21 protein-coding genes and 1 CRISPR repeat array are annotated in these 26,829 nt (G+C 26.1%); of the genes, 1 reads left to right on the top strand and 20 read right to left on the bottom strand.

Annotation, left to right across the window (positions count from 1 at the left end; translation table 11 throughout):
* Positions 1-10 precede the first annotated feature (10 nt).
* The 9 genes from rlmD to VJI95_RS06610 form a co-directional block, all read right to left on the bottom strand.
* Positions 11-1,324 carry a 23S rRNA (uracil(1939)-C(5))-methyltransferase RlmD gene (gene rlmD, locus VJI95_RS06650; RefSeq protein WP_324010762.1) on the bottom strand — a complete coding sequence of 438 codons (1,314 nt, stop codon included), beginning with the start codon at positions 1,322-1,324 and terminating at the stop codon, positions 11-13.
* Positions 1,324-2,403, bottom strand: a complete 1,080-nt coding sequence (locus tag VJI95_RS06645) for a ribonuclease E/G (protein WP_324010761.1) — start codon at positions 2,401-2,403, stop codon at positions 1,324-1,326. The genes rlmD and VJI95_RS06645 overlap by 1 nt, the downstream gene beginning before the upstream one ends.
* A 9-nt stretch (positions 2,404-2,412) precedes the next feature.
* Positions 2,413-2,676, bottom strand: a complete 264-nt coding sequence (locus VJI95_RS06640) for a hypothetical protein (protein ID WP_324010759.1) — start codon at positions 2,674-2,676, stop codon at positions 2,413-2,415.
* 76 nt (positions 2,677-2,752) lie between these two features.
* Positions 2,753-4,384 carry a chaperonin GroEL gene (gene groL, locus VJI95_RS06635; RefSeq protein WP_323998483.1) on the bottom strand — a complete coding sequence of 544 codons (1,632 nt, stop codon included), beginning with the start codon at positions 4,382-4,384 and terminating at the stop codon, positions 2,753-2,755.
* Positions 4,385-4,396: 12 nt separating this feature from the next.
* A complete protein-coding gene (locus VJI95_RS06630) occupies positions 4,397-4,681 on the bottom strand; it encodes a co-chaperone GroES (protein WP_323998481.1) in 285 nt (94 codons plus the stop codon).
* 228 nt (positions 4,682-4,909) lie between these two features.
* The gene (locus tag VJI95_RS06625; RefSeq protein ID WP_324010757.1) at positions 4,910-6,796 is read right to left on the bottom strand and encodes a hypothetical protein; all 1,887 of its coding nucleotides are present in this window, start codon (positions 6,794-6,796) and stop codon (positions 4,910-4,912) included.
* Positions 6,797-6,805: 9 nt separating this feature from the next.
* On the bottom strand, positions 6,806-7,834 hold the full coding sequence (locus tag VJI95_RS06620; protein WP_324010755.1) for a metal ABC transporter substrate-binding protein: 1,029 nt from the start codon (positions 7,832-7,834) through the stop codon (positions 6,806-6,808).
* A 152-nt stretch (positions 7,835-7,986) separates the two neighbouring features.
* Positions 7,987-9,036: a ribonucleotide-diphosphate reductase subunit beta gene (locus VJI95_RS06615; RefSeq protein ID WP_324010753.1), complete on the bottom strand. Its 1,050-nt coding sequence runs from the start codon at positions 9,034-9,036 to the stop codon at positions 7,987-7,989.
* A 12-nt stretch (positions 9,037-9,048) separates the two neighbouring features.
* Positions 9,049-11,574 (bottom strand): ribonucleoside-diphosphate reductase subunit alpha, encoded by a 2,526-nt coding sequence (locus VJI95_RS06610; RefSeq protein ID WP_324010751.1) that lies wholly within the window; start codon positions 11,572-11,574, stop codon positions 9,049-9,051.
* Positions 11,575-11,809: 235 nt separating this feature from the next.
* Here VJI95_RS06610 and trmB point away from each other — a divergent pair, with 235 nt between their 5' ends.
* Positions 11,810-12,445, top strand: a complete 636-nt coding sequence (gene trmB, locus VJI95_RS06605; protein ID WP_324010750.1) for a tRNA (guanosine(46)-N7)-methyltransferase TrmB — start codon at positions 11,810-11,812, stop codon at positions 12,443-12,445.
* Positions 12,446-12,811: 366 nt separating this feature from the next.
* Here the strand turns inward: trmB and VJI95_RS06600 are convergent, their stop codons facing one another.
* The 11 genes from VJI95_RS06600 to cas4 form a co-directional block, all read right to left on the bottom strand.
* Positions 12,812-13,513, bottom strand: a complete 702-nt coding sequence (locus VJI95_RS06600) for an HAD family hydrolase (protein WP_118058916.1) — start codon at positions 13,511-13,513, stop codon at positions 12,812-12,814.
* Between the two features lie 436 nt (positions 13,514-13,949).
* Positions 13,950-14,435 carry a hypothetical protein gene (locus tag VJI95_RS06595; RefSeq protein WP_029948760.1) on the bottom strand — a complete coding sequence of 162 codons (486 nt, stop codon included), beginning with the start codon at positions 14,433-14,435 and terminating at the stop codon, positions 13,950-13,952.
* Between the two features lie 97 nt (positions 14,436-14,532).
* Entirely contained in the window at positions 14,533-15,093 is a 561-nt protein-coding gene (locus VJI95_RS06590) for a hypothetical protein (RefSeq protein ID WP_029948759.1), read from the bottom strand.
* Between the two features lie 275 nt (positions 15,094-15,368).
* Positions 15,369-18,998: a CRISPR direct-repeat array (repeat unit 30 nt; unit sequence ATTTACATTACAGTATGTTTCTATTTAAAC).
* A 227-nt stretch (positions 18,999-19,225) separates the two neighbouring features.
* Positions 19,226-20,113: a hypothetical protein gene (locus VJI95_RS06585; RefSeq protein ID WP_324010745.1), complete on the bottom strand. Its 888-nt coding sequence runs from the start codon at positions 20,111-20,113 to the stop codon at positions 19,226-19,228.
* 3 nt (positions 20,114-20,116) lie between these two features.
* Positions 20,117-21,349 (bottom strand): coiled-coil domain-containing protein, encoded by a 1,233-nt coding sequence (locus tag VJI95_RS06580; RefSeq protein ID WP_323998455.1) that lies wholly within the window; start codon positions 21,347-21,349, stop codon positions 20,117-20,119.
* A gap of 20 nt (positions 21,350-21,369) precedes the next feature.
* Positions 21,370-22,062, bottom strand: a complete 693-nt coding sequence (locus VJI95_RS06575; protein WP_323998454.1) for an RAMP superfamily CRISPR-associated protein — start codon at positions 22,060-22,062, stop codon at positions 21,370-21,372.
* A 79-nt stretch (positions 22,063-22,141) separates the two neighbouring features.
* A complete protein-coding gene (locus VJI95_RS06570; RefSeq protein WP_323998453.1) occupies positions 22,142-24,079 on the bottom strand; it encodes a Cas10/Cmr2 second palm domain-containing protein in 1,938 nt (645 codons plus the stop codon).
* A 3-nt stretch (positions 24,080-24,082) separates the two neighbouring features.
* The gene (locus VJI95_RS06565) at positions 24,083-24,985 is read right to left on the bottom strand and encodes a DUF6602 domain-containing protein (protein WP_323998452.1); all 903 of its coding nucleotides are present in this window, start codon (positions 24,983-24,985) and stop codon (positions 24,083-24,085) included.
* Positions 24,986-25,048: 63 nt separating this feature from the next.
* Positions 25,049-25,327 carry a CRISPR-associated endonuclease Cas2 gene (gene cas2, locus VJI95_RS06560; RefSeq protein ID WP_009448575.1) on the bottom strand — a complete coding sequence of 93 codons (279 nt, stop codon included), beginning with the start codon at positions 25,325-25,327 and terminating at the stop codon, positions 25,049-25,051.
* A 2-nt stretch (positions 25,328-25,329) separates the two neighbouring features.
* Positions 25,330-26,322, bottom strand: coding sequence for a type I-B CRISPR-associated endonuclease Cas1b (cas1b, locus tag VJI95_RS06555; RefSeq protein WP_324010743.1), 993 nt, complete (start codon positions 26,320-26,322; stop codon positions 25,330-25,332).
* A gap of 9 nt (positions 26,323-26,331) precedes the next feature.
* Positions 26,332-26,826: a CRISPR-associated protein Cas4 gene (cas4, locus tag VJI95_RS06550; RefSeq protein WP_323998447.1), complete on the bottom strand. Its 495-nt coding sequence runs from the start codon at positions 26,824-26,826 to the stop codon at positions 26,332-26,334.
* Positions 26,827-26,829: the final 3 nt, after the last annotated feature.

Below are 26,829 nucleotides of genomic sequence, written 5' to 3'. Positions count from 1 at the left end.
ATTCCTATTCTTACATCATCTCAATCAAAACAACAACTTCACAATGTGCTGTTTTACTAAACATATCACATAGTTTTACTTTCTTTAATTCAAATCCACCGTCAATAAAATGTTTTAAATCTCTTGTCAATGTTGCTCCGTTACAACTTACATATACAACTTTTTTGATATTACTTTTAATAATTGTATCTACAACCTTTTTATCAAGTCCTTTTCGTGGAGGATCTACGGATATTATATCTATGTTATTATTTTTTAATATTTCTTCGATTTTTTCTTCACTTTTTCCATATAAAAACCCAACATTTTTTACATCATTTAGTTTTAAATTTTCTTTAGCGTCTTTTACTGCATCTTTTACAACTTCTACACCAATTACTTTTTTAAAATTTTCTGCAAAATATATGCTTGTAGTTCCTATACCTGAATATAAATCCAACAAATTCTTATCTTTGTTTTCTCCTAAAAAATCTTTAGCTATTTTATATAAATTTTCAGTTTGAAATCTATTTACTTGAAAAAAGCTCTTTGGGGAAATATTAAATTCATATTTTCCGATTTTATCTGTAAAGCATTTCTTCGAAAATATTAATTTACTTTCTAGTCCCATAATAATACTTGCTTTTTTAGGATTTATATTTATATATCCACTTACCAATTTTTCATATTCACTTAAACTTTTTACAAAATTTTGAGCTTCTACTATATTTTCTTTTACAACAACAGTAATCATAATTTCAGAATTGAAATTTGACCTTATACTGATATTTTTTAAAATTCCATCATCCGTATTTACATCATAGGATTTAATTTTAAATTCTTTTAATTTTGCTTGTAAAAACGGAAGAAATTTATTTATACACTCATCACTTAATGGACAATTTTCAAGTTTTATTTTACTTTCCCCATTATCCACACAGTAGCAAAGTTCAAAATCTTCATTCGTCTTTAATTCAATTTTATTTCTATAATTTAAGTTGTTTTTATTCTCTAAAATTTCAACATGCTCTAATTCTATGGCTGTATTTTTTCTAAGGCTGTCTAAAAACATCTTTTTCTTTAATTCAAGTTCTTTTTCATATTTTAGATTTATAAAATGATAGATATCTGTTAGTTTTTCATCATATAAATTTTCTCTGTATTCACTATATTTCAAATATTTTTTTACATATCCGTTAGAAAATTTTTTCTTTTTTTGTGTTATTTCAACATCGACAATATCTCCAACAAGTCCACCTTTTACAAAAACTATTCCTTCTTCACTTTTTGCAACTCCAAGTCCCTCATTGGTATTATCAATTATTTCTAAATTTTTTAATTCCATTATTTTCCTCTTTGTCTTGTAATTTCATATAATCCAAGTTTTGTAAATCCGTGAAAATTCCAAATCTTATTGTCAAAGATTTGTATTTCCTTAATTTTTTCTTCTAAAATTTCTCTTTCTTTTGTTTTCATATTTATAAAATCTACAATTATTATCCCTGAAATATCCCTAAAAGAAATCTGTCTAATAATTTCTTCAATTGCTATTAAATTTACACTTAAAGCATTTTTACTTTTATTTATTTCACTTGTTTTTTTCTTTGAATTTACATCTATTACTGTAAGGGCTTCCGTTTTTTCTATAACTATATTTATATCTTCAACTTCAATTGTTTTTTTATTTAATCCCTCAAGATATACTCCAATATTGTAGTCATATCTTGGAGAATATTCATCATTGTATTTTAATTCATTTTTCAAAAATTTATTATCTTTAAAACTCTTATACAGCTCTTTATCACTTAATATACAGCAATGTTTTTCATTTTCAAATAAAAAGTCATCTAAAAAATTCTCCTTTTTGTAGATTAATTTCGGAACAGGTAAATTATTTAAACTATCCACTATTTCTTGCATTTTTTCTACATTTTTTCTTATATCATTCAATAAAGTATATTCATCACAATCGATACTTTTTGTTCTCAATTTTACTGAAAAATTTGATTTTATATTTTTTATCTTCTCAAAGTCAAAATTATATTCTTTTAATTTTTTTGAAATCAAAATATCTTCTCTATTTTTGTAAGATATAACTGAAAACATTGAAGAAACAGAAAAATTCATTGAAACATTAGGTGCTTTTTCTCCTGCATTAATTTTGTAAATTTCAACAAATATTACATCTCCAACTTTTACTTCTCCAATAGTATCTTTGAAGTCTAAAAATCCATTTTTTCCATTTTTAAGTTCTACAAAAAAACATTGTAATGCATCAACTTTTTTTACAACCCTTGCTCTATATATGTCTCCAATTTCAAAATCACTAAATGTTTTTACAAAATAGGAGTTTAATTTTGAATTTAAAACTTTTCCATATTCAATTTTTTCTTCATTTTTATATATAAATAAATAATCTTTCAAAATTTTCTCCTATTCAACATATTCAAAATTATTCTTTTTATATAGAATTTTTTTCATCAACCCACAAAAATATACACAAAAAATATAATTAAGCTGTGCGAGATTATAATTGTACTCTAAAATTAAATTTCTATCTTCAATTATATTTCTCTCTTCACTTAAATTTTTCAATTTTTTAAAAATCTTATTAAATTGATAATAATAAAAACTTTGATGTATAACTAAAATAGAAATACTAACTAAAAACATGATATTAAAAAATATTTTAATCATAAAAACTCCATAAAAAAAGAACTCGGTTTATCCAAGTTCTATTTTACCATAAATTTAGCTATAAGTTAACTACTTTCTACATATAACCCATTCCAGGATTCATTCCACCAGGCATTTGTCCCATTGGTTCATCTTTAGTTACATCAGCAACAGCAGCTTCTGTTGTTAAAACCATTGATGCAACACTTGATGCATTTTGAAGTGCTGATCTAGTAACTTTTGTAGGATCAACAATTCCGCTTTCAAGCATATTTACATATTTTTCACTTAAAGCATCAAAACCAATTCCAGCTTCTGCATTTTTAACATTTTCAACGATAACTGAACCTTCTAAACCTGCATTGATTGCAATTTGTCTAACAGGTTCTTCAAGCGCTTTAACAATTATATTAACACCTGTTCTTTCGTCTCCATTAGTTTCTTCAAGAAGTGCTTTAACTTTTGGAATTACATTTAATAATACAGTTCCACCACCAGGAACAATACCTTCTTCAACTGCTGCTCTTGTAGCTGCAAGTGCATCTTCAATTCTTAACTTTCTTTCTTTAAGTTCTGTTTCAGTAGCTGCACCAACTTGAATTACTGCAACTCCACCTGCAAGTTTAGCAAGTCTTTCTTGTAATTTATCTCTATCATATTCAGAATCGCTTATTTCTATTTGATTTCTAATTAAAGCAACTCTTTCTTCAATAGCTGATTGTTCTCCAGCACCATTTACGATAACAGTAAGTTCTTTTCCAACAGTTACTCTTCTTGCTTTACCTAACATTTCAATAGAAGTTTCTTTTAATTCATATCCTAAATCTTCTGAAATAACTGTACCACCTGTTAAAATTGCAATATCTTGTAACATATCTTTTCTTCTATCTCCAAAAGCAGGTGCTTTTACAGCTACACAGTTGAATGTTCCTCTTAATTTATTAACAACAAGTGTTGCCATTGCTTCGCCTTCTACATCGTCAGCAATAATCAAAAGTGGTTTTCCTTGTTGAACAATTTGTTCTAATACAGGTAAAACTTCTTGAATATTAGTAATCTTTTTATCAGTAATTAAAATATATGGATCTTCAAGTTCAGCTTCCATTTTTTCAGTATTAGTTACCATATAAGGAGAAACATATCCTCTATCAAATTGCATACCTTCAACAACTTCTAAAGTTGTTCCCATACTTCTAGATTCTTCAACAGTGATAACACCGTCTTTTCCAACTTTTTCCATTGCATCAGAAATTAATTTTCCAACTTCTTCATCAGCTGCAGAAATTGATGCTACTTGAGCAATACTTTCTTTTGTTTCAACAGGTTTTGAAAATTCTTTAATTCCTTCAACTGCCTTTTCAACTGCCTTTTTAATTCCCTTTTGAATAATCATAGGATTTGCTCCGGCTGCAACATTCTTTAATCCTTCTCTAATAATTGCTTGAGCTAAAAGTGTTGCTGTAGTTGTACCATCACCTGCAACATCATTTGTCTTAGTTGCAACTTCTTTAACAAGTTGAGCTCCCATATTTTCATAAGGATCTTCCAATTCAATTTCTCTTGCAATAGTAACACCATCATTTGTAATAAGTGGTGAACCGAATTTTTTATCTAAAACTACATTTCTTCCTTTAGGTCCAAGAGTAACTTTAACTGTATCTGAAAGTTTATTAATACCAGCTTCCATTCCTTTTCTTGCTTCTTCATTAAATTTAATTTCTTTAGCCATTTAAAAAACCTCCTAATCTTCAACTACTGCTAAAACATCAGCAATTTTTACAACAATATATTCTTTTTTATCAAGTTTAACTTCAGTTCCTGCATATTTTGAGAAAATTACTTTATCTCCAACTTTAATTAAATCTTTTTTATCTTCATCTTTTAAAATTTCATCACCAATTGCCAAAACTTTAGCAACACTTGGTGCCTCTTTTGCAGAAGTAGGAAGAACTATCCCAGAACTTGTCTTTTCTTCTACCTCAACCATTTCTATAACTAATTTATCTCCTATTGGTTTTAATTTCATAATATCCCTCCTATTAAAGTTATTAGCAGTCTATTAACTTGAGTGCTAATTAATTACAGATATATTATACCACATAAAATATAATTTATAAACATATTTAGAAAAAAATTTTTTTAATTAAAAAATTTTATTTAAAATAAACTTGTTTATTCACAAAAAATCACTCAATACAGATTTTACTCTATAATTGAGTGATTTTAAATTTAGAAAATTTATTAAATTATAAAACTAATTATTTTTATTTTCCTTTTCTTCTTTGTTTTCGTCTGATTTTGTTGGTTTATCTGTTTTTGTTTTTTCTTCATTTTTCTTTTCATCAACTTTTTTATCTTCAGACTTTGTAGTAGAGTTTTTAGTTTCTTTTTCAGATTTATCTACACTTGGAAGTTTTTTATCTTCTTCATTTTGTTTAGGTAATTCTGTAGCATCTTCCTTTTCTTCAGACTTTTTCTCATTTGAATCAGCTTTTTTTGGAATTTGTGGAAGTTTCTTTTTATATCTAATTTCTCCATTTACCTTTTCAAAATCAGCTAAACTGAATGTATATGTTTCTCCATTTGCATAAACATATGCAATATCACCTATAGTATAAGCATCCATTTCATCTTCTAAATTATATACTTTTCTAAGATACTTCAATACTTCTTCTCTATCAACAGTTACTTTTGATTCAATATCTTTACCAGGATTTTGAATTATATATTTCAAAGCAGCTACTATTTCTTTTGCTGTACAATCTCCATATTGACCTGCTTTTGCATTTTGAATAATTTGTTTTATAGTTATAGCATGATAGTGATTTCCATGTAACCAGTAGAATATTCCCTTTTTCACTCCATTTGAACCATAAACAGGTAATGTTGTATCCAAATCTCCATAATGTCTCATCGCTCTAAGGTTACTGTCCAGATATGGGATTACTTTGTCTTTTATTTCAGCTTTTACACTTTCATAAGTAAATAATTCTTTTTCATCTACACCTATATCTGAGTGATCACTTCCCTCTTTAATATATTCAGCATTAGGATAACGGCTTCTAGGGTTTTCATGAACAACTCCAACTTCCTTATCTCCCACATATAAATGCCAATGATCTCCATGATCTACAATTTTTGTTACACCTTTTGGCCATTCAAATGGTTTTTTATTTTCGTCTCCATGACTTCCCTTATATTCGCCAAACTCAGCTTCAGGATAAAGAGATCTCGGGTCAGTATATGTTATTCCTTCATTTCCTTTTGAATCATAAATATGATAATGGTCTCCATGTTTTAAAATTTTTACTATATCATATCTGTTAACAGGATCTTTTCCCAAAACATTTATTATATTTAAATTTTTTCTAGCTTCATATAATTTCTCACTAGCACTTGGAACATTAGGTTTCTCACTTGGTTTTTCTTTCTCTGTATTATCTTGTGAATCTCCGTGATTTCCTTGATATTCTCCGACTTCTGCATCAGGATATTTTGAGGTTGGATCTGTGTAGCTAATATATTCTTTACCACTTGCAGTATAAATGTGCCAATGATCTCCATGTCTCAAAATTTTTACTACTCTATCTTTTTTCTCTTCAATAATATTTGCATGTGAATAGTTATTTGAATTTCTTCTGTTTCTATGTGAATTATGTGAACCTACATAAGTTCCTACTGTAATATTAGGAAACATACTTGATGGATCTTCATAAGTTAAATATTCATTCCCATCAGCTGTATAAACATGCCAGTGATCTCCATGTTTTAATATTGATGTTACATTTAATCCTCTTAATTTATTTCTTGAAACAACACTAACAAGAGATAATGAATTTCCATTTCCCAATTTTGAAGGATCTGTATAAGTAATATGTTCTTTACCGTCTTTAGTAAATACATGCCAATGATCTCCATGTTTATAAGATCTTACAATATCATCTTTTTTTATTTCAGCATCAATTAAAACTTCTGTTGTTTCATCTTTTTTATATTTCGTTTCTTTTTCAACAAATTCAAAGTTTTTAGAAGTACTTTGTTTTGTTTCTTCCTTTTTCTTCGTACAACTTGCAAGTAAAACTGCACTACAAACTAAAATTAAATTCATTTTTGTAATTTTCTTTTTTAAATTTTTACTCATAATCTCCTCCTATTCATTAAAAGATTTAACTAAAGCTTTTAAATTTAATTCCATTAATTTTAAATATCCCATTTTAATTTCTTCATCTGTCAAATTTTCCATTGTGTATAAAGTATCAGTCTTTGTGTTTGTGTTTTTAGCAAGAGTTTCTGCAACTTTTGGAGTTGCTTTTCCTTCAAAGAAAATTGTATTTATCTTATACTTCTTAACAAAGTCGGCAATTTTTTGAAGTTGCTTTGCTGATGGTTCATCCTCTGGTGATATACCTGTTACTGCAACTTGCTTTAATCCATAATCATTTGCTAAATAGTTGAAAGCAGCATGACTTACAACAAAATACTTTTGTTTACTCTTAACTTTTGAAAGCTCTGTTTCAAATTTTTTATCTAAAGCTCTAAATTCATCTTGTGCTTTTTTTAGATTTTCCTTGTAATAAGCTTCATTTTCAGGGTCTATAGAAGAAACTTTTTTATAAATAGTGTCAAGTTGTATAATAGCATTTTTTACACTAAGCCATGTATGTGGATTTGTTTTATCATGTCCATGTTTATGATCATGTCCGTGTTTATGATTATGTCCATGTTCATCGTCATGTTTGTCCCCATCTTTATCTCCGTGTTCTTCTTCCTCTTCCAACCCATCTCCACTTTCTAACAAAGTCAATCCTTGTGATAGATTTAAAAATTTATTTTTATCCTTAACAGTATCTTCAATAGCAGAAATAAAAGACTCCATATTTGCACCATTATAAATAATCAAGTCTGCTTTTACAATTTCCTGCATATCTCCCGCTTTAAGTTCAAAGGAATGTGGTTCTTGATTTCCTTTTATTATTGTTTTAACCTCCATTTTATCTCCAACAATTCTCTTTGTAAGATCTGTTACAGGGAAAAAAGTTGTATAAATAACTTTCTTATTTCCTTTTTGTTCTGTAGTTTTTTGCTCTTTATTTTTTTCATCTTTATTTGATGAACAAGCAATTAAAAACATACAGCTAATCATAATAATTGAAATAATTTTTTTCAATTTTATATTCATAAATAATCCTCCTTAAAATTTCTTTAATGCAAATAATTCTTATTTGTGTTAATATTATACTACTATTAATTTATTTTTGCAATAGCTAAAATCAAAATTTTTGTAAAAAAAAACTACTTAATTGAAAAATCAAAAAAGTAGTTTTTATATTTTTATAAATCATCTAAATCGTCATCAATTACACTTGATTTTGAATATGCTGAAGGCTTTGCTTCAAAGAAATCTGTCTTTATCGCATTTGGATCAGAATATTCACTAACCCACTTCATACTTTCAGGTTCTTCATCATAACCATCATAAAGTTTTCCAAAGTTTAAAGCTGTACTTCTAAGGTTTCCAAGATATTTAATATAATCTTCAACCATTTGCATTGTAAGACCAGGAATGTTTTCTCCCAAAACATATTTTCCCCAAGCAATTTCTTGTTCTACACCTGTTTTAATCATATCTTTATATACAGCAACTTTTTCTTCTGTAAATAATTCTGGTTCTTCATTTTGTAATTCTAAAAGCATTTTTTTGAATAACCAAAGATGTGTATTTTCATCCCTATTTATATATCTGATTTCTTGTACAGATCCGGGCATTTTTCCATTTCTTCCTAAATTATAGAAGAACATAAATCCTGAATAGAAGTAAACCCCTTCAAGAATATAATTTGCAACCATTGTCTTTACTAGACTGTAAGGGTCTTTATTTACTTGAAACTCATTATATAAGTCTCCAATAAATTTATTTCTTGCAAGAAGATGTTCATCATCTCTCCATTGATATAAAATATTTGTTCTTTCTTCAGGAGAACATATACTATCTAACATATATCCATAACTTTGAGAATGAATAGCTTCTTGATAAGCTTGGATAGTGAGACAAAGATTGATTTCATTTGCTGTAATATACTCTCCGATATATGGAAGATTAGCAGTTTGAATACTGTCTAAAAATATAAGAAAACTTAAAACTTTATCAAAAGCAGTTTTTTCATATTCATCCAACATTTTATAATCTTTTAAATCTTGGAACAAATTTATTTCCTCCGGAATCCAAAAATTATTCATGGCATTACGATACCATTCATTTGTCCAAGTATATTTTACATTGTTAAAATCATTTAAATTTGTCGTATTTCCGTTTATCATTTTTCTTTTTGACAATTCAATATCGCCATTTTCATTAAATAGAGCTTTTTTATTTAATTCCATAATATCTCCTTCCTATGCTGAACAGCTATCACATTCTTCAATATCTAAACTCTTACTTCTTATATAGTAAATACTCTTTAATCCAACTTCACAAGATAAAATCAAAAGTTTTAAAATTTGACTCATCTTATAATCTGTCGTGATATAAAGATTTAAACTTTGTCCTTGATCAATATGTCTCTGTCTAACTCCACCCGCTTTTATAGACCAAGTTTGATCTACTTCGTGAGCATTTTCATATAGCCAAAAAGTTTCAGGAGTTAAATCAGGAGCAACTCTCGGAATAATTGAACCTTTTTTCTCTTCAAGGAAATATCTCATCATAACAGGATCTACACCCGCTGTAGTTCCTGCAATAATTGAAGTTGAACCTGTCGGAGCAACTGCTAAAAGATAAGCATTTCTAAGTCCGTTTTTAGCAACTTTTTCTTTAAGTTCAATCCATTCTTTAGAATTATAATCTCTTTTTTCAAAATATTTTCCATTTTGCCACTCTGAGCCTTCAAAATATTTATAGCTTCCTTTTTCTTCAGCAATTTTTGAACTTTCCTTAATAGCAAAATAATTTATTTTTTCATAAACCTTGTCCATAAATTCTAGATGTTCTTCAGTTTGCCACATAATTTTATTTTTTACAAGAGCATGATGATATCCGCTCGTACCAAGTCCAATTGCTCTATATTTTGAATTTGTTATTTTAGCAAAAGGTGTTGGATAGTAATTTAAGTCGATTACATTGTCCAATGCCCTTATCATTGTAGAAACTACAAATTCCATTTCTTCATCATTTTGTAGGTCAATATTTCCAAGAACTAAACTTGCAAGATTACAAACTACAAAATCTCCAGCTTTAACATCAGTTACAACATGATCTTCTCCATCTATTTGTAAAATTTTATCTTCAACATCTAAAATTTCTTTCATATTTTGCATTATTTCAGTACAAAGGTTAGAAGAGTAAATCATTCCCTTATGTGAATTTGGATTAGCATTATTTGCATTATCTCTATTAAAAATAAAAGGTGTTCCAGTTTCAACTTGACTTTTAAGAATTAATTTAACTAAATCTTTTACAGTTAAAACTCTTTTATCAAGTCTAGGCTCTTTAATACAAAGTCTGTATTTTTCTTCCCACTCTTCTCCATAAAAATCTTCCAAACAGAAGCCCATTACTTCCTTTACTTCATGTGGACAGAATAAATACCAATTAGAATTTATGTTTTCCTTTGCTAAACGCCAGAATAAATTAGGGAAACAAATTGCAGGGAAAACATCATGTGCTTTCATTCTATCATCACCATTATTTGTTCTAAGATTTAAAAACTCAGGAATATCCCTATGCCATACATCTAAATAAACAGCACAAGAACCTTGTCTAACCCCTAGTTGATCAACAGCAACTGCTGTGTCATTAGCAAGTTTTATCCATCTGATAACTCCACCTGCAACACCTTTAAATCCACGAATATCAGAACCACTTGCACGAACTTTTCCAAAATATAGTCCCATTCCACCACCATGTTTAGAAACTTGGGCAAAATTATCTATACTTCTATAAATTCCTTTTAAAGTATCGGGAACTGTATCTATGAAACAAGAAGAAAGTTGATGGAATGGCTTTCTCGCATTTGACATTGTAGGAGTCGCCACAGTCGCCTTTAAATTACTAAGCACGTCATAAACTTTTTTTGCAAAGGAAACTCTATCTTTTTCAGGAATTGCAAGATGCATCGCAATACCCATAAACATCTCTTGCATTGTTTCAATTACTTTTTTATGTGAATCACAAATTAAATATCTCTTATATACTAAATCTAAAGATGAATAAGTAAATAACTCATCTCTACTATTATCTATATACTTTTCAAGCTCATCAATATCATCACTTGAATAATTTTCTAAAATATATTCCCCATATAAATTAGCTTTTGTCAAAGCTTGTATCTTTGATTTAAAATCAACAATATGCCATTCTTTTTCATAATTTGAAATCTCTTTATGAATTTTATAAGCATAAATTCTAGCAGAAATATACTCCCAATTCGGATTTTCCTTTGAAGTTAATTCAGAAGATGCCTTTATCAAAAGCTCAACTTTTTCATTCAAAGTTGAATTTGGTTTAACAAAGGACAAAAACTTTCTACATAATCTGTCAAGCTCGTAACCTTCTGTTGAAAAATCTTTTTGAATTTTAGCAAGTACTTCAATTAAACTTTCATCTTCAATATATTCTCTAAAAGAATTTAATTCTTTTCTTAGTGAATTTCTCTTTTCTCTATATAAGATATAGCTTTTCAAAGTTTCATAATGATTATTCTTAGTTAAAGTCTTTTCAACATAATCTTGAACTTCTTCAACACTTATACTTGAATTTTCTGCCTTATCTTGTAAAATACTTTCAAAAACCTCTTCTGCCAATTGTTTTGAAAGTAACTTTTTATCTTCATCACCAACACTAACAAATGCTTTATAAATTGCATTTTCTATCTTTGAAATATCAAATGATACTTCTGATAAATCTCTCTTTATAATCTTCAATAAAATCACCTCCGAAAATTTATACCCATTACAAAACAAAATATATATAGAAATAAAATTTTATTTTGAACTATATATAGTATGTTTTGTGGTATTTCTAAAAATATTTTGGTGGATATAAAAATATTACTATTAGTAGTTAAAAAATTTTTTAAATTTTTTATAAAATAAATATAAAATTCAAAAATATGATATAATAATTATGATGAAAAAATTTTTTATGAAAGGAAAATTAATGAGACTTAGAAAAAAATGGTGGGCAGTCCCGGAAATGAAAGAAAATGCTCAGGTAATATTTAATGCAGAAAGTTTAAAAGGAAAATGGAATGAAGAATTTAAAAATACAAATCCTATTAATCTTGAACTTGGTTGTGGAAAAGGAAAATTTATAAGTGAAATTGCTGATGTAAACAAAAATATTAATTACTGTATATTGGACTTGGACACAAATGCTATTGTATATGCAACAAGAAAAATTAGGGATTTAGAATTATTAAATGTTCGTGCAATTCCCACAAATATAGAAAAAATAAATGAAATTTTTAGCGAAAATTCCATATCCAGAATTTACATAAATTTCTGTAACCCTTGGCCAAAGAAAAGACATCATAAAAGGAGACTCACTCATCCTAACTTTTTAGCAAAATACAATAAACTACTTATAGAAGAAGGAGAAATACACTTTAAAACGGATGACGACGATCTTTTCAAAGCAAGTTTAGAATACTTTAACGAAAATGGTTTTGAAGTAATACTAATAACTTATGACTTAGCAAACTTTGACTATCCACAAAATATAGAAACAGAATATGAAAACAAATTCAAATCATTAGGAATAAAAATAAAATTCTTAATAGCTAAAAAGAAATAAGAACGTCATCTTTAGAATGTCTCCCGACGCATCATATATAGTATGGTTGAACAATGTGAAACTAAGTCAATCTAATCCTAACTTTGTTTACTTGTAAACAATAGTAAATTTGAGAGAATAATTGTGTAATAGTGAAATAATTCACGTCTTTTTACTATTCAAAGAATATCTCCCCCTACGTCATCTCGAGTGTAGTCGAGAGATCTCATAAAGCTTTATTTAGAATGAAATTTCCTTGGTCTATGTAAATAAAAAGTATTTTAATAACAATAGATAACATTTAAATTTTATTAATTTTAAACAAGAACATCAAAAAAGACAGCAATTTAAACTAATTGTTGTCTTTTTAATTTATAAATATTTCAATTATAAAACTTTTAGCTTTTCAATTAAATCTTTAAAGCTTCCTTTTTCGCAATTTACTTTACATTCAGGATAAGTATAAAGATAATCAGTTACTAAATAACAATTCATCCCGGCACTACTCGCCGCAAAAATATCTTGTCTTTCATCATTTCCAATCATTAAACACTCCTTTGGTTCAACATCCAGTTTTTTACATAAATCTAAATAATATTTAGGATTTGGCTTTGAAAAAGAACTATTACTATAATGAGTAACATAATCGAAGTCATCAATATCAAGTCCTGTCCATTTTAATCTAACTAATGCATCTATAGGAAAAACCGGATTAGTAGCGAGAACAACTTTTCTTCCATTTTTCTTTGCAAGATTAACTGCAACTTTTGCTAAATTATTTTCAGTCGAGCACTTCTTTAGCTTAGTAAAAAACTCATTTGCATAAAACTTTTCCAATACTTCTTTAACATTTGATAAATCAATATTTATAATACTCTTAAACTTCTCCCAAAAAGCCTCTTCATTAGTTCTCTTCCCGTCATTTTTAATTATTTCATGAGTTGCGGTCCAAATAGCTTCAACAAGCTTGTTACTTTCAATGTTATACTCTGAAAAAACTTTTGACAATTCCGTAAAATAAATATCAACAAATAATTTTTCATCCAAAGGAAGCAAAGTTCCATCCAAATCAAATAATATAGCTTTCATTTCCCCTCCTTAAATATTACTAATTTTATCAAAAAAATATATAAAAAATAATATTAATTTAAAACTTAAAATCTTTTTTAGTAATATATATTATAACCGATTTGTATAATAATTTTCAATTAAAATGCATTTATATTTTGACTAAGTATAATAGTTATTTTAAATATCTAATTTGCTTACAATATGTTTCTATTTAAACTAAATAATGTATTTAAAGAATTATTAAAGAAAGAAATTACATTACATCCTTTTGTAAAATAATGGATTCATAATTTTTCAATTTACATCCAATAATATTTGCGCTTTATATTACTATTATATTTTTTAAAAAACTATCAATAATATTTAATCTTGTTCTAATCATAAAAGTATATCTTTTCCATGATCTTATTGATTCAGTTTAAAACAAACTATTCATTATATACTGCCAAATAATTTAATATATAAGTACAATGATTTTAGCTAAAATTAAAGCCACTAAAAATAAAACAGGAATAAAAATAATTCTCTTTTTAATTACATCTAAAACACTAGGTATATACTCTCTATCCTCTATGCCTTTGATTTTTAAATTTTTGCTGTTCTTAGTCCATAAAATATCCATAACCGCTCCATCAAAGATATTCCAAGATTGAAGAAAAATATTTAATTGAATAAATGCCTGTTTAAAATCCTTGATTTCATTCCATAATCCAACAATTAATATCAAACTTCCAAACATAAGAACAATAAATAGAGAATAAAATATAATCTTTTTTCTTTTAATTGTTTTATAATCTGTATAACCAAATTCAACAACCTTATCTATAACGGATTTAGGATAAAAATATATAATATTAATCGTATTTCCTCTAAATGATAAAGCAACTAATAATGTGAATAATAAACAATATAAAACTACTTGTAAAAATAAAATATCCATTTTAATATATCTCCTATATATGTTAAACGACTTAGTGCAATAGGAAAATATAACTGCTACTACAGCATCACCAGCTCTGACTCCAAACTTAATTTATCTAAACATTAATAAATGACTGTTTTATTTCAGACAACTTTTTTAGCTTTTTTTCAAATACCGCTTCATTCATACCATTTTTTATTGCAATCTCATAATAATCATTGAATTCAGGATGATTATTTTCTTTTACAACTGCTAAAAGTTCTGCAAAATATCCCCAAGCATTATTGAAACTTTTTGTTGAACTATAATCTTCTCTTTTTGGCATCCACTGTAGCTTTACAAAGAATTTATTCAGTATCTTACTCCAAGTTTCTACATCATTATCATAACAAAAAAACTTTGTCTCAAACAGACTCCCAAAACGCCTGTCCCAAAATTTTACATTGTCAGGCAAATACCATGTATCACAGCATATCAATTCAATTATTATTCTTTCAAGTATTTCTGCAGGAAAACCACCTACACAATCATAACTTCCTGCAACTGAAGTTTGTGCAGCTTCCTCTTTAAGTTCTTCATAAGCCGTACTACTATCAAGTAATAATAAAGCAATTTTAGCCCTATGTCCAAATGCCTTTCCTGCACTTAGTATTTTGTACTTATTAAATTCGTTCATTGGACAACCTCCTAAAACTATCATACCACTGTGTCAAAAAAATAGGAAACATTTATTATAATTAGTTTTGTAGTTTTTTTATATTATAGCATAACTGCTAATCAAAATACAGAAATAACTCTATTAGAATTTGTAATATTATAATAACTTTTTCAACACTCTAAATCAAGACTTTAATCGCCGTCTCAATGTAAAAAGTTTGACTACCCTACGAAATTATAGTATATTGCTATTTGAATCTATAAAGGAAAATTAAATGGAGGAACTCCTCTTTTATTTACATTACAGTATGTTTCTATTTAAACTAAAAGCAAATCAGTTAGAAAGTGAATTTTCAAGATTTACATTACGGTATGTTTCTATTTAAACCAATTCCTGAATTAAAAACAGAATATAAAGGAAGTCCATTTACATTACAGTATGTTTCTATTTAAACACAACTTTATTTATTCTATTTATAAAGTTGAAGATTATTTACATTACAGTATGTTTCTATTTAAACTTTTCAATTAATAAGAAATGCGATGAAGTTATGGAATTTACATTACAGTATGTTTCTATTTAAATAAAAAGGTTGCACAATGGAATATAACGATACTACATTTACATTACAGTATGTTTCTATTTAAATGATGTTTTGTTAAGTAGTGAATTTTCTATATCTACACTAATTTACATTACAGTATGTTTCTATTTAAATCCCCCACTATTAAAACTTTCACTTGAAAAACCTTTATTTACATTACAGTATGTTTCTATTTAAACTTTATTAATTCTTCTTTTGTGGTATCTGCAAATATATTTACATTACAGTATGTCTCTATTTAAACCCACCTTGGTGACCAACTTCGACATAAGTTCCTTTATTTACATTACAGTATGTCTCTATTTAAACATATTGATATTAGCAAGATGGTGCAACATAACTACATTTACATTACAGTATGTCTCTATTTAAACTATAATATAGTTAGAGTTAAAAACACTTTTGTTGAATTTACATTACAGTATGTCTCTATTTAAACGCAACATCAGCTTACAGAGTTTTAAGAAAACTTAATTTACATTACAGTATGTCTCTATTTAAACTCAAACAAACTAATGGTTTTACCACAAAAATTCCCATTTACATTACAGTATGTCTCTATTTAAACTTTTTTAAATTCATTTGTTTTTGAATATCTTTAAAAGTATTTACATTACAGTATGTCTCTATTTAAACATATTGATATTAGCAAGATGGTGCAACATAACTACATTTACATTACAGTATGTCTCTATTTAAACCCTTATTTGTTTAATGTGGATAACGGATTTTTAGACTTAAATTTACATTACAGTATGTCTCTATTTAAACAAAATATGGTACAGAAGCAAATTTTGCAAGGGAAATATTTACATTACAGTATGTCTCTATTTAAACAAGTTTCGCTAGTCATATATGCTCCGTGTTTTCTGATTTACATTACAGTATGTCTCTATTTAAACAAGACGAAAACACTTATTCAAAAATAGGTAATACATTTACATTACAGTATGTTTCTATTTAAACCAAAAACTATTAAAATTCCTGTAATTACTACAAAATTTACATTACAGTATGTTTCTATTTAAACAATAAAATTAATTGAAGGAACAATAGTTAATATTCAATTTACATTACAGTATGTTTCTATTTAAACGAGGACAGATGATGACTCATTGCTACAAGCTTTTATTTACATTACAGTATGTTTCTATTTAAACGAAATTGAAGATTTATCAGATGAAATATAAATAGGATTTACATTACAGTATGTTTCTATTTAAACGAAGAAATGTAGCAATTCAAGGAAGTATTCATACATTTACATTACAGTATGTTTCTATTTAAACTTTCCATACGTTCCAAAAAGCACCGTTGTTTATCCAATATTTACATTACAGTATGTTTCTATTTAAACTAGAAATTATAAAAAATGTAGTTAAGTACTTTTTATTTACATTACAGTATGTTTCTATTTAAACTTTCTTCTTCTGTTAATACTCCATCTCTACTAAATTTACATTACAGTATGTTTCTATTTAAACTCTGGAAAGACCGTTTTGAATAATGATTTATTCTTAAATTTACATTACAGTATGTTTCTATTTAAACCAAGAGTTGCAGATAATAGTGACTGGGAAGCTAAAAGATTTACATTACAGTATGTTTCTATTTAAACAGGAAAAAGAAGAGGTGAGATATCATCCAGAATCAAATTTACATTACAGTATGTTTCTATTTAAACGAAAATATAAAAGATATTATAAATTCTCTATATATTAATTTACATTACAGTATGTTTCTATTTAAACTGATAAAATTCAATCCCTTATTTTCAAAAAAACAGAAAAATTTACATTACAGTATGTTTCTATTTAAACAAGTAAAGAGCAAAGAAGAATAGTTTTAAAAGCTAATTTACATTACAGTATGTTTCTATTTAAACTGGGTTAATCACAGAATTAACTCACATAAAGATAAATTTACATTACAGTATGTTTCTATTTAAACCAAATGTCTTGAAATATTAAGACAACCTATAACATATTTACATTACAGTATGTTTCTATTTAAACGCGGTGGATTAATGGCATTAAGCGGCAGTTTTAGATTTACATTACAGTATGTTTCTATTTAAACAAAAGACTGTGTAAAAGAAACGCCATATTTAGACATATTTACATTACAGTATGTTTCTATTTAAACCAAATCGCAGATGAATTAGAATATCATACTAACTTATTTACATTACAGTATGTTTCTATTTAAACCTTCTTCATAATCATCGTATTCATCTTCTAAGTCAATTTACATTACAGTATGTTTCTATTTAAACAAATACTTAAACAAGTTTTCGCAAACGGTGTAAGGCTGATTTACATTACAGTATGTTTCTATTTAAACCTAAATCCCCTGGAACTGCTTCGTTAGAATTTATATTTACATTACAGTATGTTTCTATTTAAACCCGATTCTTGAAATGAACTTTCTCCGATTCTTGAATATTTACATTACAGTATGTTTCTATTTAAACTTCACTCATTTTTTATTCCTTTCTCCATTAGACAATTTACATTACAGTATGTTTCTATTTAAACGCTACAAAAGCAAATGCCATCCCAATAATTATTGAATTTACATTACAGTATGTTTCTATTTAAACACCTTAAAAGTCTTTATTTCGTCAGACTTTATGTAATTTACATTACAGTATGTTTCTATTTAAACGTAAAATCTTAGAGCTACAGAAAAATCAAACTAAATTTACATTACAGTATGTTTCTATTTAAACATTTATAGAGCATAGGAGGAATTATATGTTAGCAAAATTTACATTACAGTATGTTTCTATTTAAACCAAAGGAATGGAAAGCTAAAAGGTTAAAAGTATTGATTTACATTACAGTATGTTTCTATTTAAACTTTACGTTTTTATTTTCTTCTAAAAAATGAGTTATATTTACATTACAGTATGTTTCTATTTAAACTCAGAAATATTGCTATTATTTATTATATTTTGTTATTTACATTACAGTATGTTTCTATTTAAACTCAGAAATATTGCTATTATTTATTATATTTTGTTATTTACATTACAGTATGTTTCTATTTAAACTTTTTTGTACTTTACTCTCATCTTTTTTAATATTTTATTTACATTACAGTATGTTTCTATTTAAACAATCTTGCCAAATTTTTCAGCTTTCACATAACCAACATTTACATTACAGTATGTTTCTATTTAAACTTTATACATAATTTATTCTCCTAATTTTTTTTATTAATTTACATTACAGTATGTTTCTATTTAAACCTTTCTTCACTTTCTTTTATTGCGTCATCTATTGTAATTTACATTACAGTATGTTTCTATTTAAACAGGTAGTTCTATACATATTGAAAATACTACTATTAATAAGTCAATTCTGTCTACCTACAAAATTTTTTTGAAATTTTCCACTAAATTTTTTAACTGAAACAGAATTACTTGAAAATTTAACATTTTTTTAATCTGTCGAACCTCCAGTAAATTTCACATACTGAAGGTTGACAAATCATCTTTTTTAATAATTTTACTATCTTTAGTTTAATATATTGAAATTCAAGTTATTCAATTATACTTAATTCAATCAATCCGTATGGTAGCATTGTTTTTTCATCAATATAAAATCCATTTTGCAAATTAAGATTTTGATTAAGCTCAGATAGACTACCTAAAATTCCCTTATAACCACCTAAAAACACTATATTTTTATTATTTTGTATTTGTTGTAGTAGTTTTTGAATATTATCTTTAATCTTTTTCAATTTTTCTAAATAATTTTCATTATCTTTACTTTTTTCTACCTGATTTTCTAATTTTCTATTCTTTATCCAAGACTCAATATTTGTTATCCTTCTTTCTATTTCTTCCATATAATTATTTAATTTATTTTTAGTACTTTCAAAACTATCTTCTAATTTGTTTTTGAATTCTGCAGATACATCACATCTAAATAAGACTTCAGTTTCAAATTTTTTTCCACTTCCAATCATCTCTATAGCTAAACTAGGAAAAAAGGTTTCAAATTTTGGAGCTTTATAAACAGTCTTTTGATTTTTCCCTTTATTTTTCTTCTTGTCATTTTGATATAAGTATTGAAATTTATATAAATTTTTTAATTCTATATCTTCCTTACTTATCTTAATATCTTGAAATAAAATTTTAGTTCTAAAGCTATTATCATCTTCGTTTTTTGTACCAGATAACAATGCTCCTTTTAAAGAAGATGCTGGAATATAATACTCTTGTGCATATAAAAATTCATTCTCAGGTAATAAATTTCTCTCTTCATAACTATAAAAAGGGTAAATAATATTTATATTATTAATATTTACTATGTTTGAATTTTTTATATTTTCATTAATATTTTTATAGTCAACACCCTTGTACAATGCTTTTTCCATTCTAGGAGATAAAATCAAGGATGAAATAGTTGTAATTTTAAGTTTCACTATTTACACCTCCAATTTAATAAGATAAGAGTTACCAAAAATAATTGCATTTTTCTTATATAAAGGATTATATTTACTATTATCTATACTTTTCCCAACTTTATATAATTCTGTTTTATCTTCTTTTACTTTGATAACACTCCCTGCAGTTACAAAACTAATTACTTTAGATATTTCATTTTCTATTTCAAAAGGCTTTCTGTCAGATGTATATATATCTAAAACTGAATTATTCTCATCAATATTATCAAAATTTGGTAATAAAACTCCAATATTAAGATAATTTGCATTTGTAGATGATATCTCCTCATCTTCTTCGCTTATAATTTCAATATTATGAATACTGTACTCATTATAACCCGAGCTTCCTTTCCCTCCTAAAAAACATGGAATTTCAGATTTATCACCTATTGTCTTCTGTTCAGAAATACTATTTTTCATATATTTCAAAATATTTGAAATACAAGTTCCTTCCATTACCTTAACAAAGAAACTAAATTCTTTTACAAAATTATCTTCTTTATCTACAAAAGAAAGAATAGGTAAAGAATATGCAACATTTGGTAATCCTGGAAGTTCTTTAATTTGATTTTCTAAACGAAATTTTTGAATGAAAGTTTGATTTTTCTTTATATAATTAAAATTTTTCATCTTTTTTACATTAATTATTTCTTTACTTTCTGAAAGTATCAAAAAATCATTCAATTGACATCTCTCAATAAAATCCATATTTTTAATAGATTCATAGATATTTTTAGCAGATAAATTATTTATATTTTCAGATAAACTATTATATTTATTTTTTATTTTATCTAATTCTAATTTTAAATTATTTATTTCATCATTTAATTTTTTCTTCTCTTCTTTATTTAATTCGATACTCTCATTTTTTTTTATATTATTTTTGCTTATTAATTCTTTAACTATCGATTTGCTTTCAATATTTAATTCATTTTGTTCTTTTTCATATTCTTTAATTTTTTCCTGATTTTCAGCTAACTTAAATTCTAAGTTTTGAAGAATAAACGCTTTAGGTGTAGGATAATACCCAGTAGGCATTAAATTTGAAATCATACATTTTTCTTTCTTTTCCTTAACCCCTTTTACAAATATGCTAATCTCATCTTCAGTGCAACATTTCTTAGAACTGTTAATTAAAAAACCAAAAAGTCTTTGAGAATCAGGTATAGTTGTCATTTCTCCTATTTTTTTCAATTTAACTTCATATGTTATCATTTCATTCACCCTTTTTTATTCTAATCAATTATTTCTACTTTTATTTGTCCATATCCTCTTGACTTTGAGTTGCCAATTCTATACAATCCACAATTAAATTCTTTCAATACTTTTTCAAGCTCACCTTTTATTAATCCTTCTTTTGAAGAATCTTCTGTTTCCATAGAAAATGGATTATAGAATCTAATAATTCCTTCAAACTCAACACCGGGTTTTATAACTTTATAGGTTCTTGGATTACTAAATATATTTCCGTCTTTTTCTTCCAAACTATTTTTTGTATCTATTAAAAAATAATCTTCTTTTCTATTCTTACGTTTTGATACCCTAAAATCAGAGCAAAATAATCTAGGCATACCATTAACTCCTTCAATTCCAAAAATATATTCTGATTTGAAATTTTCGTTTTTATACTTTAAATTTGATATTATTTTATTAATTTTTTCAGTCTTATTTATATCTTCATTCTCATATTTCTCTAAAGTTTCTTTAATAACAGATTTCATATATCCAGTAGTATTTACCATTTTATCTTGATATTTTTCTCTAATTAAATTACGTAAAGCTCCTTTAAAAGCTGAACCATGAATAATTGGGTTCCCTTTTTCATCTATAGTTGTTGACTGGTCAACTCCTCCTACGGAAAAACTTTCCGTTTGGTTTCCAATTAAGCAACAAGAAACTGTAGTTATTTTTATTTTAATTTCAAACATAATTTAACCCTCCTGTATTTTTTCTATAAAATATTATACTCTATTTTTTGTTTATATATTATTTTCTATATAAAATGTTTTAAATCCGTTTATTGTTGTGGTTTTTCTTAGAATTTTTTTCTATCGTTTTTAAGATAATTCTTTGTTCATTGTATTTAAAAAGTAGAATAAGCTTATCCAACCATCGTATATCTTTTTTATCTTCAAATTTTTTTCTAAATTTTTCCTCGTCAAAATTCATAGTATGAACGCTATTTTCTTGTTCTGCTTCTTTTTGATTAAAACTGTTATTATAGTTTATAAACATTGTTAGGACTTGTTCTTTTTTCCCCAGTTCCATTAATCTTTTTGCTCTATAAAATATTGCTGGCTCAAAATGCACTGATACATATAGTTGTTTTAATCCTTTTTCTGTATTTTTCGGGATTCTATTTATAAACAGTTTTTCTATATCATTTTCATTTAGCTTGCTTAATAAAAAGTTTATCGGTTTATGAAACATAACTGAACGTATTCTTCTCTTTTGATCAGTTTTAGAAGTTTCTTCAGATGAAATGATATATTGATTTGTATAAGTTTCTAAACAATAATTATCTTTTAAAAATAACAATACTAATTTTAACTTTGGAATTAGAATATTAGCAATTTTTCCACATTCAAAATATCTTTCAAAAGCTCCTTTTTTATCTTCAAGCAAATGGGATAACCAATAATATTTGAAATATAATTCCTTATTTTCTCCTATGTTATTGATTTCTCCAACTCTAAGATTTGGCATTAAGAAATACAAAGCATACAACATTTTCTTTTCTTCATCTTCTTCTATTTCCAAATTTATTAGAAAATTATGCAATGCTGTCCTTGAAAATATTTTTTCATCCATCATCTTTTTAAGTTCTCCAAGTTCACTACGAAAGCGGAAAAATGAATCATTTTCTTTGAATCCTAGACCTTCTTTATAAATGAAAAACAGATTGTTTGCCATACATATTCCGACAATAGAGTCAAATGATTTTTTAGTTTTCATACTTTTCTTTGCTTTAGATAACTCATTTTCCACTATTTGCCTATAATATCTTATCGGCTGATGGTTATTAACAAAAGCAACTCCAATCGCTATTGATAATTCTATGTTATTCGAATTGCTTTGCTTTATTTTTAACTCTTCATTAATTTCTTTAATCAAAGTACTTAATATTATTATAGAATCAAATAAAGCATCAATCCTTACTGCATAAAAGATATCATCTCCTGCAACATAAAATGGAACCATTTTTTTAATTAATTTATCACTATTATCATTATATTCTTCAATCATTTTTCTAATATTATTTAAGGAAATTTTTTCTGATAACAGCTTACTTAATTGTAAATACTCATCATAATTATCAATTGTCTCCATTATTTTTCCAAGATTATTAATATCTGCTTTTACAATTGCAATCTTCCCATTACTACTGTCTGTTTCATGATTTTCGTCCATTACAACTAAATCATCCATATTAGTTAAAAATATATTTTCTTTATCATTTTTAGTTTCAATTAACTCTTTCTGATTTTTTATTTCTAATTCTGTAAACCTAAATAATACTTCTCTATTATCTTTTATAACTTGTGATTTAGTATTATTACTTTTAAGTAACTTTTCCGCTTCTCTTAAAATATTTAGTCTATCCATTTTATCAACAGAAAAAACTATATAATTCAAAAAAATATTTCCCTGATAATTTTCATAAACCTTTTGATATAAGTCTTTTAACTTAATTTTAATATCTTCCTTTGATAATTCACAACAAAAAACTACTTTTCCTGAAATCCAAAGAATCTTATTACCATCTCCGTATTCTGTATCTTTAAGATTAAATTTAGTTTCAATTTCCTTCAAAATATTGGTTGCAACGTTATTAGATGCAGAAATAATATTTTTAAGAGTTTTTTCATCTGCTTGAGTTTTATCAATCGCCTGAAAAATATATCTCTGAACTTTTTCAACAGTTATTGCTATAATAGTATGCATAAACTATTTCTCCTTTATATCTTTATTAAACATATCAACATAAGCCTTATGTGGAAAAAACATAGGATTATTTATCATCATTAACATTTGATTGAATTGAAAAATAAATGAAAGCAATGTATATTTTTCTTTTCCTTTGTATATAGTATAATCTATTATTTTTCTATTTTTTAGTGTTTCAAATTTATTATTCTTATCTCCTTTTTCATCTTCCAATCCTTTCTTATCAGCCTGATTATAATTTTTTAATACTTCTAACAAATTTTCATCACTAAAATTTATTTTTAAATTACCATTATATTCAGAATTATTTTGATTTTGTTCTTCACTTGATTTACTTTTTTGATATGCCTCAATAATAATGTCGAAACTATCCCTACCACAAGTATCATCGTTAGATGTCTCCTCTGTAGGTATATGACATAATATCTTAATAGGATTTGTTGCTGTCTGAATAGATGCATCTTTGTTTTCTCTCCCAATATTAATATATGTAGCTAATCTAACTATTGAATCATTTGAAGTTTGTAAATTATTAATAGAGTCTGTCCAATTTAATAAGTCGTCCTTATCTAATGATCTACTTTTACATTGAACAACCGCTGCAACTGCTTCAATTGGTATAAATTTTATCAACCCATAATTAAATATATAAGGTGTATATTGTTCGTCATATATTGCTATATCTACTTCTTTTGAAATATTTTCATTTGAGTCTATTATAAATACTGAGCGTTCAATATTAAATTTTTTAGGTACTATCCTCCTAAAAAAATCTGCCCAAATTTCTTCACGATATGTCCCAGCTGTTAATTGTTGATTAGTAACGTTATAATTCAACTGAGTTACCAATTCTTTTTCCATTTTTAAATAATTTTCTTTAATATCTTTAATGAAATCACACATACAATAACCTCCTCTAATACAAAATTTTAAAATATATATCGACTAAAAGCTATAATAGACATTTTAAATAAAATTATCTGTAGCTCCGTTGTCTATGCCTAGGATTTCTTTTTCGAGCCATTTTTCGTCTCTACTGTTAAATATTATTAGTGAATCTCTATCTTTTCTTATTATTTTGGCTAATGATTTTTTTAAGGTAAATAGTTGGGATTTGGTTAATTCTCCTTCGAATACCGAATTTTGTACATGAGAGAGATATTTTTTACAAGTTTTGAATGTATCTCTCCACACTTTTGCACCTTTTTCATCAAGCACTATATCATAAACTAATATTATATACATTTCTACCACCAAAGTTTAAAGCTTTCATATTCTTTTTCATTCATTAGATGTTTTACAAGTTTATATGCCTCTAATCTAATTAAATATTTGTAACTTACACTTTTTCCTAAAGTTTTATGCTTTATAGTTTTATTTAATCTATCTTCATATTCTTTTAAAACTATCTGAGAACCTTGTTTTGTAAATTGAAGATAATTTAATCCTTCTATAAAGTGCTTTTCTGTAATTTGTTTTTTATTTAAGAGTGAAAAAATCATTCTATCCCCTATAAGAGGTTTAAATATTTCTGCTATATCAAGTGCAAGTGAAAATCTTCTATCTCCTGGAGAATGTAAATAACTTACAGTAGGGTTTAATTGAGTTATGTATATTTGTGAAAGTACAGTTGTATAAATTAATGTATTTACAAATGAAATTAAAGTATTTATTAAATTGTCCGGCGGACGCTTTACTCTTTTTTCAAAGTTTATTTCTTTATCAATAATTGTATTCCACGAATCATAGTAAACTTTATGAATATTTCCTTCTATCCCCATAAGTTCAGAAATATTGGTTTGTAAATCAATATGTCTTTTTAGATTTGAAATAATTTCAATAAATTCTTTTACATTTTTTCCTCTTTCGTTATAGTACCTTAAGTTTCTTAAAATTCCCTCTGTTGCTCCTCTAACAAATTCTTTTGCTAAAATAAGTCTTTTATCTTCATCAGAAAAGTATTCTACCTGTTTTACGAGCAATTTACCTGAAATATTTTGTTCTTTCGGATAAAAACTTCCTGTATAAAAATTATAATAGTTAAAAAAATGTACAGATATTCCGTATTTTGAAAGTATATTTATCAAACTCGTATTGAACCCCATTTCAGTCATAACATAAATATCGGAAACAGTTTCTATTGGGATATCTTTTTTATTTCCGTTGTTTGTACAAATCTGTAAAGTATTATCTTTTCTTTTTAAATCTGATTCAGAATATATAAAATAGCTTTTTTTCATAACTCCTCCCTATATTAGACATATATCGCAATATGCACAATTTTTACATAATTTTATCTTTTTAAATTCAGGGGGCTTTTCATTTTCAACCAAAGTTCTTATTTCTTCCAGAATTTTTGGAATCTTTTCAAAATCTTCCAATTCCAATTTAATTTTCTTACTCTTTCTTAGAAGAGGATAGTCCAAAACTCCCGTAATGTCTTTAACTCCTTCATTATGTAAAATCCAAAGATAATATTTTATCTGTTCAATAGAGGCTTCCTCCATTACTTTACTCTTCTTTACTTCATGAATTACATTTTCATCTTTTATATAATCTATATTTATAATATTTTTTACATTAATATGCTTTTCTTCTCCACTATAAAACTCTTCATCAATGGATTTTCCTATCGAAACATCTTCATTTGTATGCTCCATTGTAATCCCATTATAAAAGTACCAAAGTTTCCTTTTGCAAACAAAATTGTAATAAATCATTATTCCCGTAATTTCTCTATCCATAAA

Source organism: Parvimonas sp. C2 (assembly GCF_035282405.1).
GTDB lineage: Bacteria > Bacillota > Clostridia > Tissierellales > Peptoniphilaceae > Parvimonas.
This window is presented reverse-complemented; position numbering and strand designations above follow the sequence as displayed.

Bases quoted from the DNA above. Each gene is read 5' to 3' on its own strand.
- VJI95_RS06600 (WP_118058916.1), bottom strand. From the start codon at position 13,513: ATGAAAGCTATATTATTTGATTTGGATGGAACTTTGCTTCCTTTGGAT.
- cas2 (WP_009448575.1), bottom strand. From the start codon at position 25,327: ATGTATATAATATTAGTTTATGATATAGTGCTTGATGAAAAAGGTGCA.
- VJI95_RS06625 (WP_324010757.1), bottom strand. From the start codon at position 6,796: ATGAGTAAAAATTTAAAAAAGAAAATTACAAAAATGAATTTAATTTTA.
- VJI95_RS06640 (WP_324010759.1), bottom strand. From the start codon at position 2,676: ATGATTAAAATATTTTTTAATATCATGTTTTTAGTTAGTATTTCTATT.
- VJI95_RS06575 (WP_323998454.1), bottom strand. From the start codon at position 22,062: ATGTTTGAAATTAAAATAAAAATAACTACAGTTTCTTGTTGCTTAATT.
- VJI95_RS06565 (WP_323998452.1), bottom strand. From the start codon at position 24,985: ATGTGTGATTTCATTAAAGATATTAAAGAAAATTATTTAAAAATGGAA.
- trmB (WP_324010750.1), top strand. From the start codon at position 11,810: ATGAGACTTAGAAAAAAATGGTGGGCAGTCCCGGAAATGAAAGAAAAT.
- VJI95_RS06570 (WP_323998453.1), bottom strand. From the start codon at position 24,079: ATGCATACTATTATAGCAATAACTGTTGAAAAAGTTCAGAGATATATT.
- VJI95_RS06630 (WP_323998481.1), bottom strand. From the start codon at position 4,681: ATGAAATTAAAACCAATAGGAGATAAATTAGTTATAGAAATGGTTGAG.
- cas1b (WP_324010743.1), bottom strand. From the start codon at position 26,322: ATGAAAAAAAGCTATTTTATATATTCTGAATCAGATTTAAAAAGAAAA.
- VJI95_RS06595 (WP_029948760.1), bottom strand. From the start codon at position 14,435: ATGGATATTTTATTTTTACAAGTAGTTTTATATTGTTTATTATTCACA.
- groL (WP_323998483.1), bottom strand. From the start codon at position 4,384: ATGGCTAAAGAAATTAAATTTAATGAAGAAGCAAGAAAAGGAATGGAA.
- VJI95_RS06580 (WP_323998455.1), bottom strand. From the start codon at position 21,349: ATGATAACATATGAAGTTAAATTGAAAAAAATAGGAGAAATGACAACT.
- VJI95_RS06590 (WP_029948759.1), bottom strand. From the start codon at position 15,093: ATGAACGAATTTAATAAGTACAAAATACTAAGTGCAGGAAAGGCATTT.
- rlmD (WP_324010762.1), bottom strand. From the start codon at position 1,324: ATGGAATTAAAAAATTTAGAAATAATTGATAATACCAATGAGGGACTT.
- VJI95_RS06620 (WP_324010755.1), bottom strand. From the start codon at position 7,834: ATGAATATAAAATTGAAAAAAATTATTTCAATTATTATGATTAGCTGT.
- VJI95_RS06615 (WP_324010753.1), bottom strand. From the start codon at position 9,036: ATGGAATTAAATAAAAAAGCTCTATTTAATGAAAATGGCGATATTGAA.
- cas4 (WP_323998447.1), bottom strand. From the start codon at position 26,826: ATGGATAGAGAAATTACGGGAATAATGATTTATTACAATTTTGTTTGC.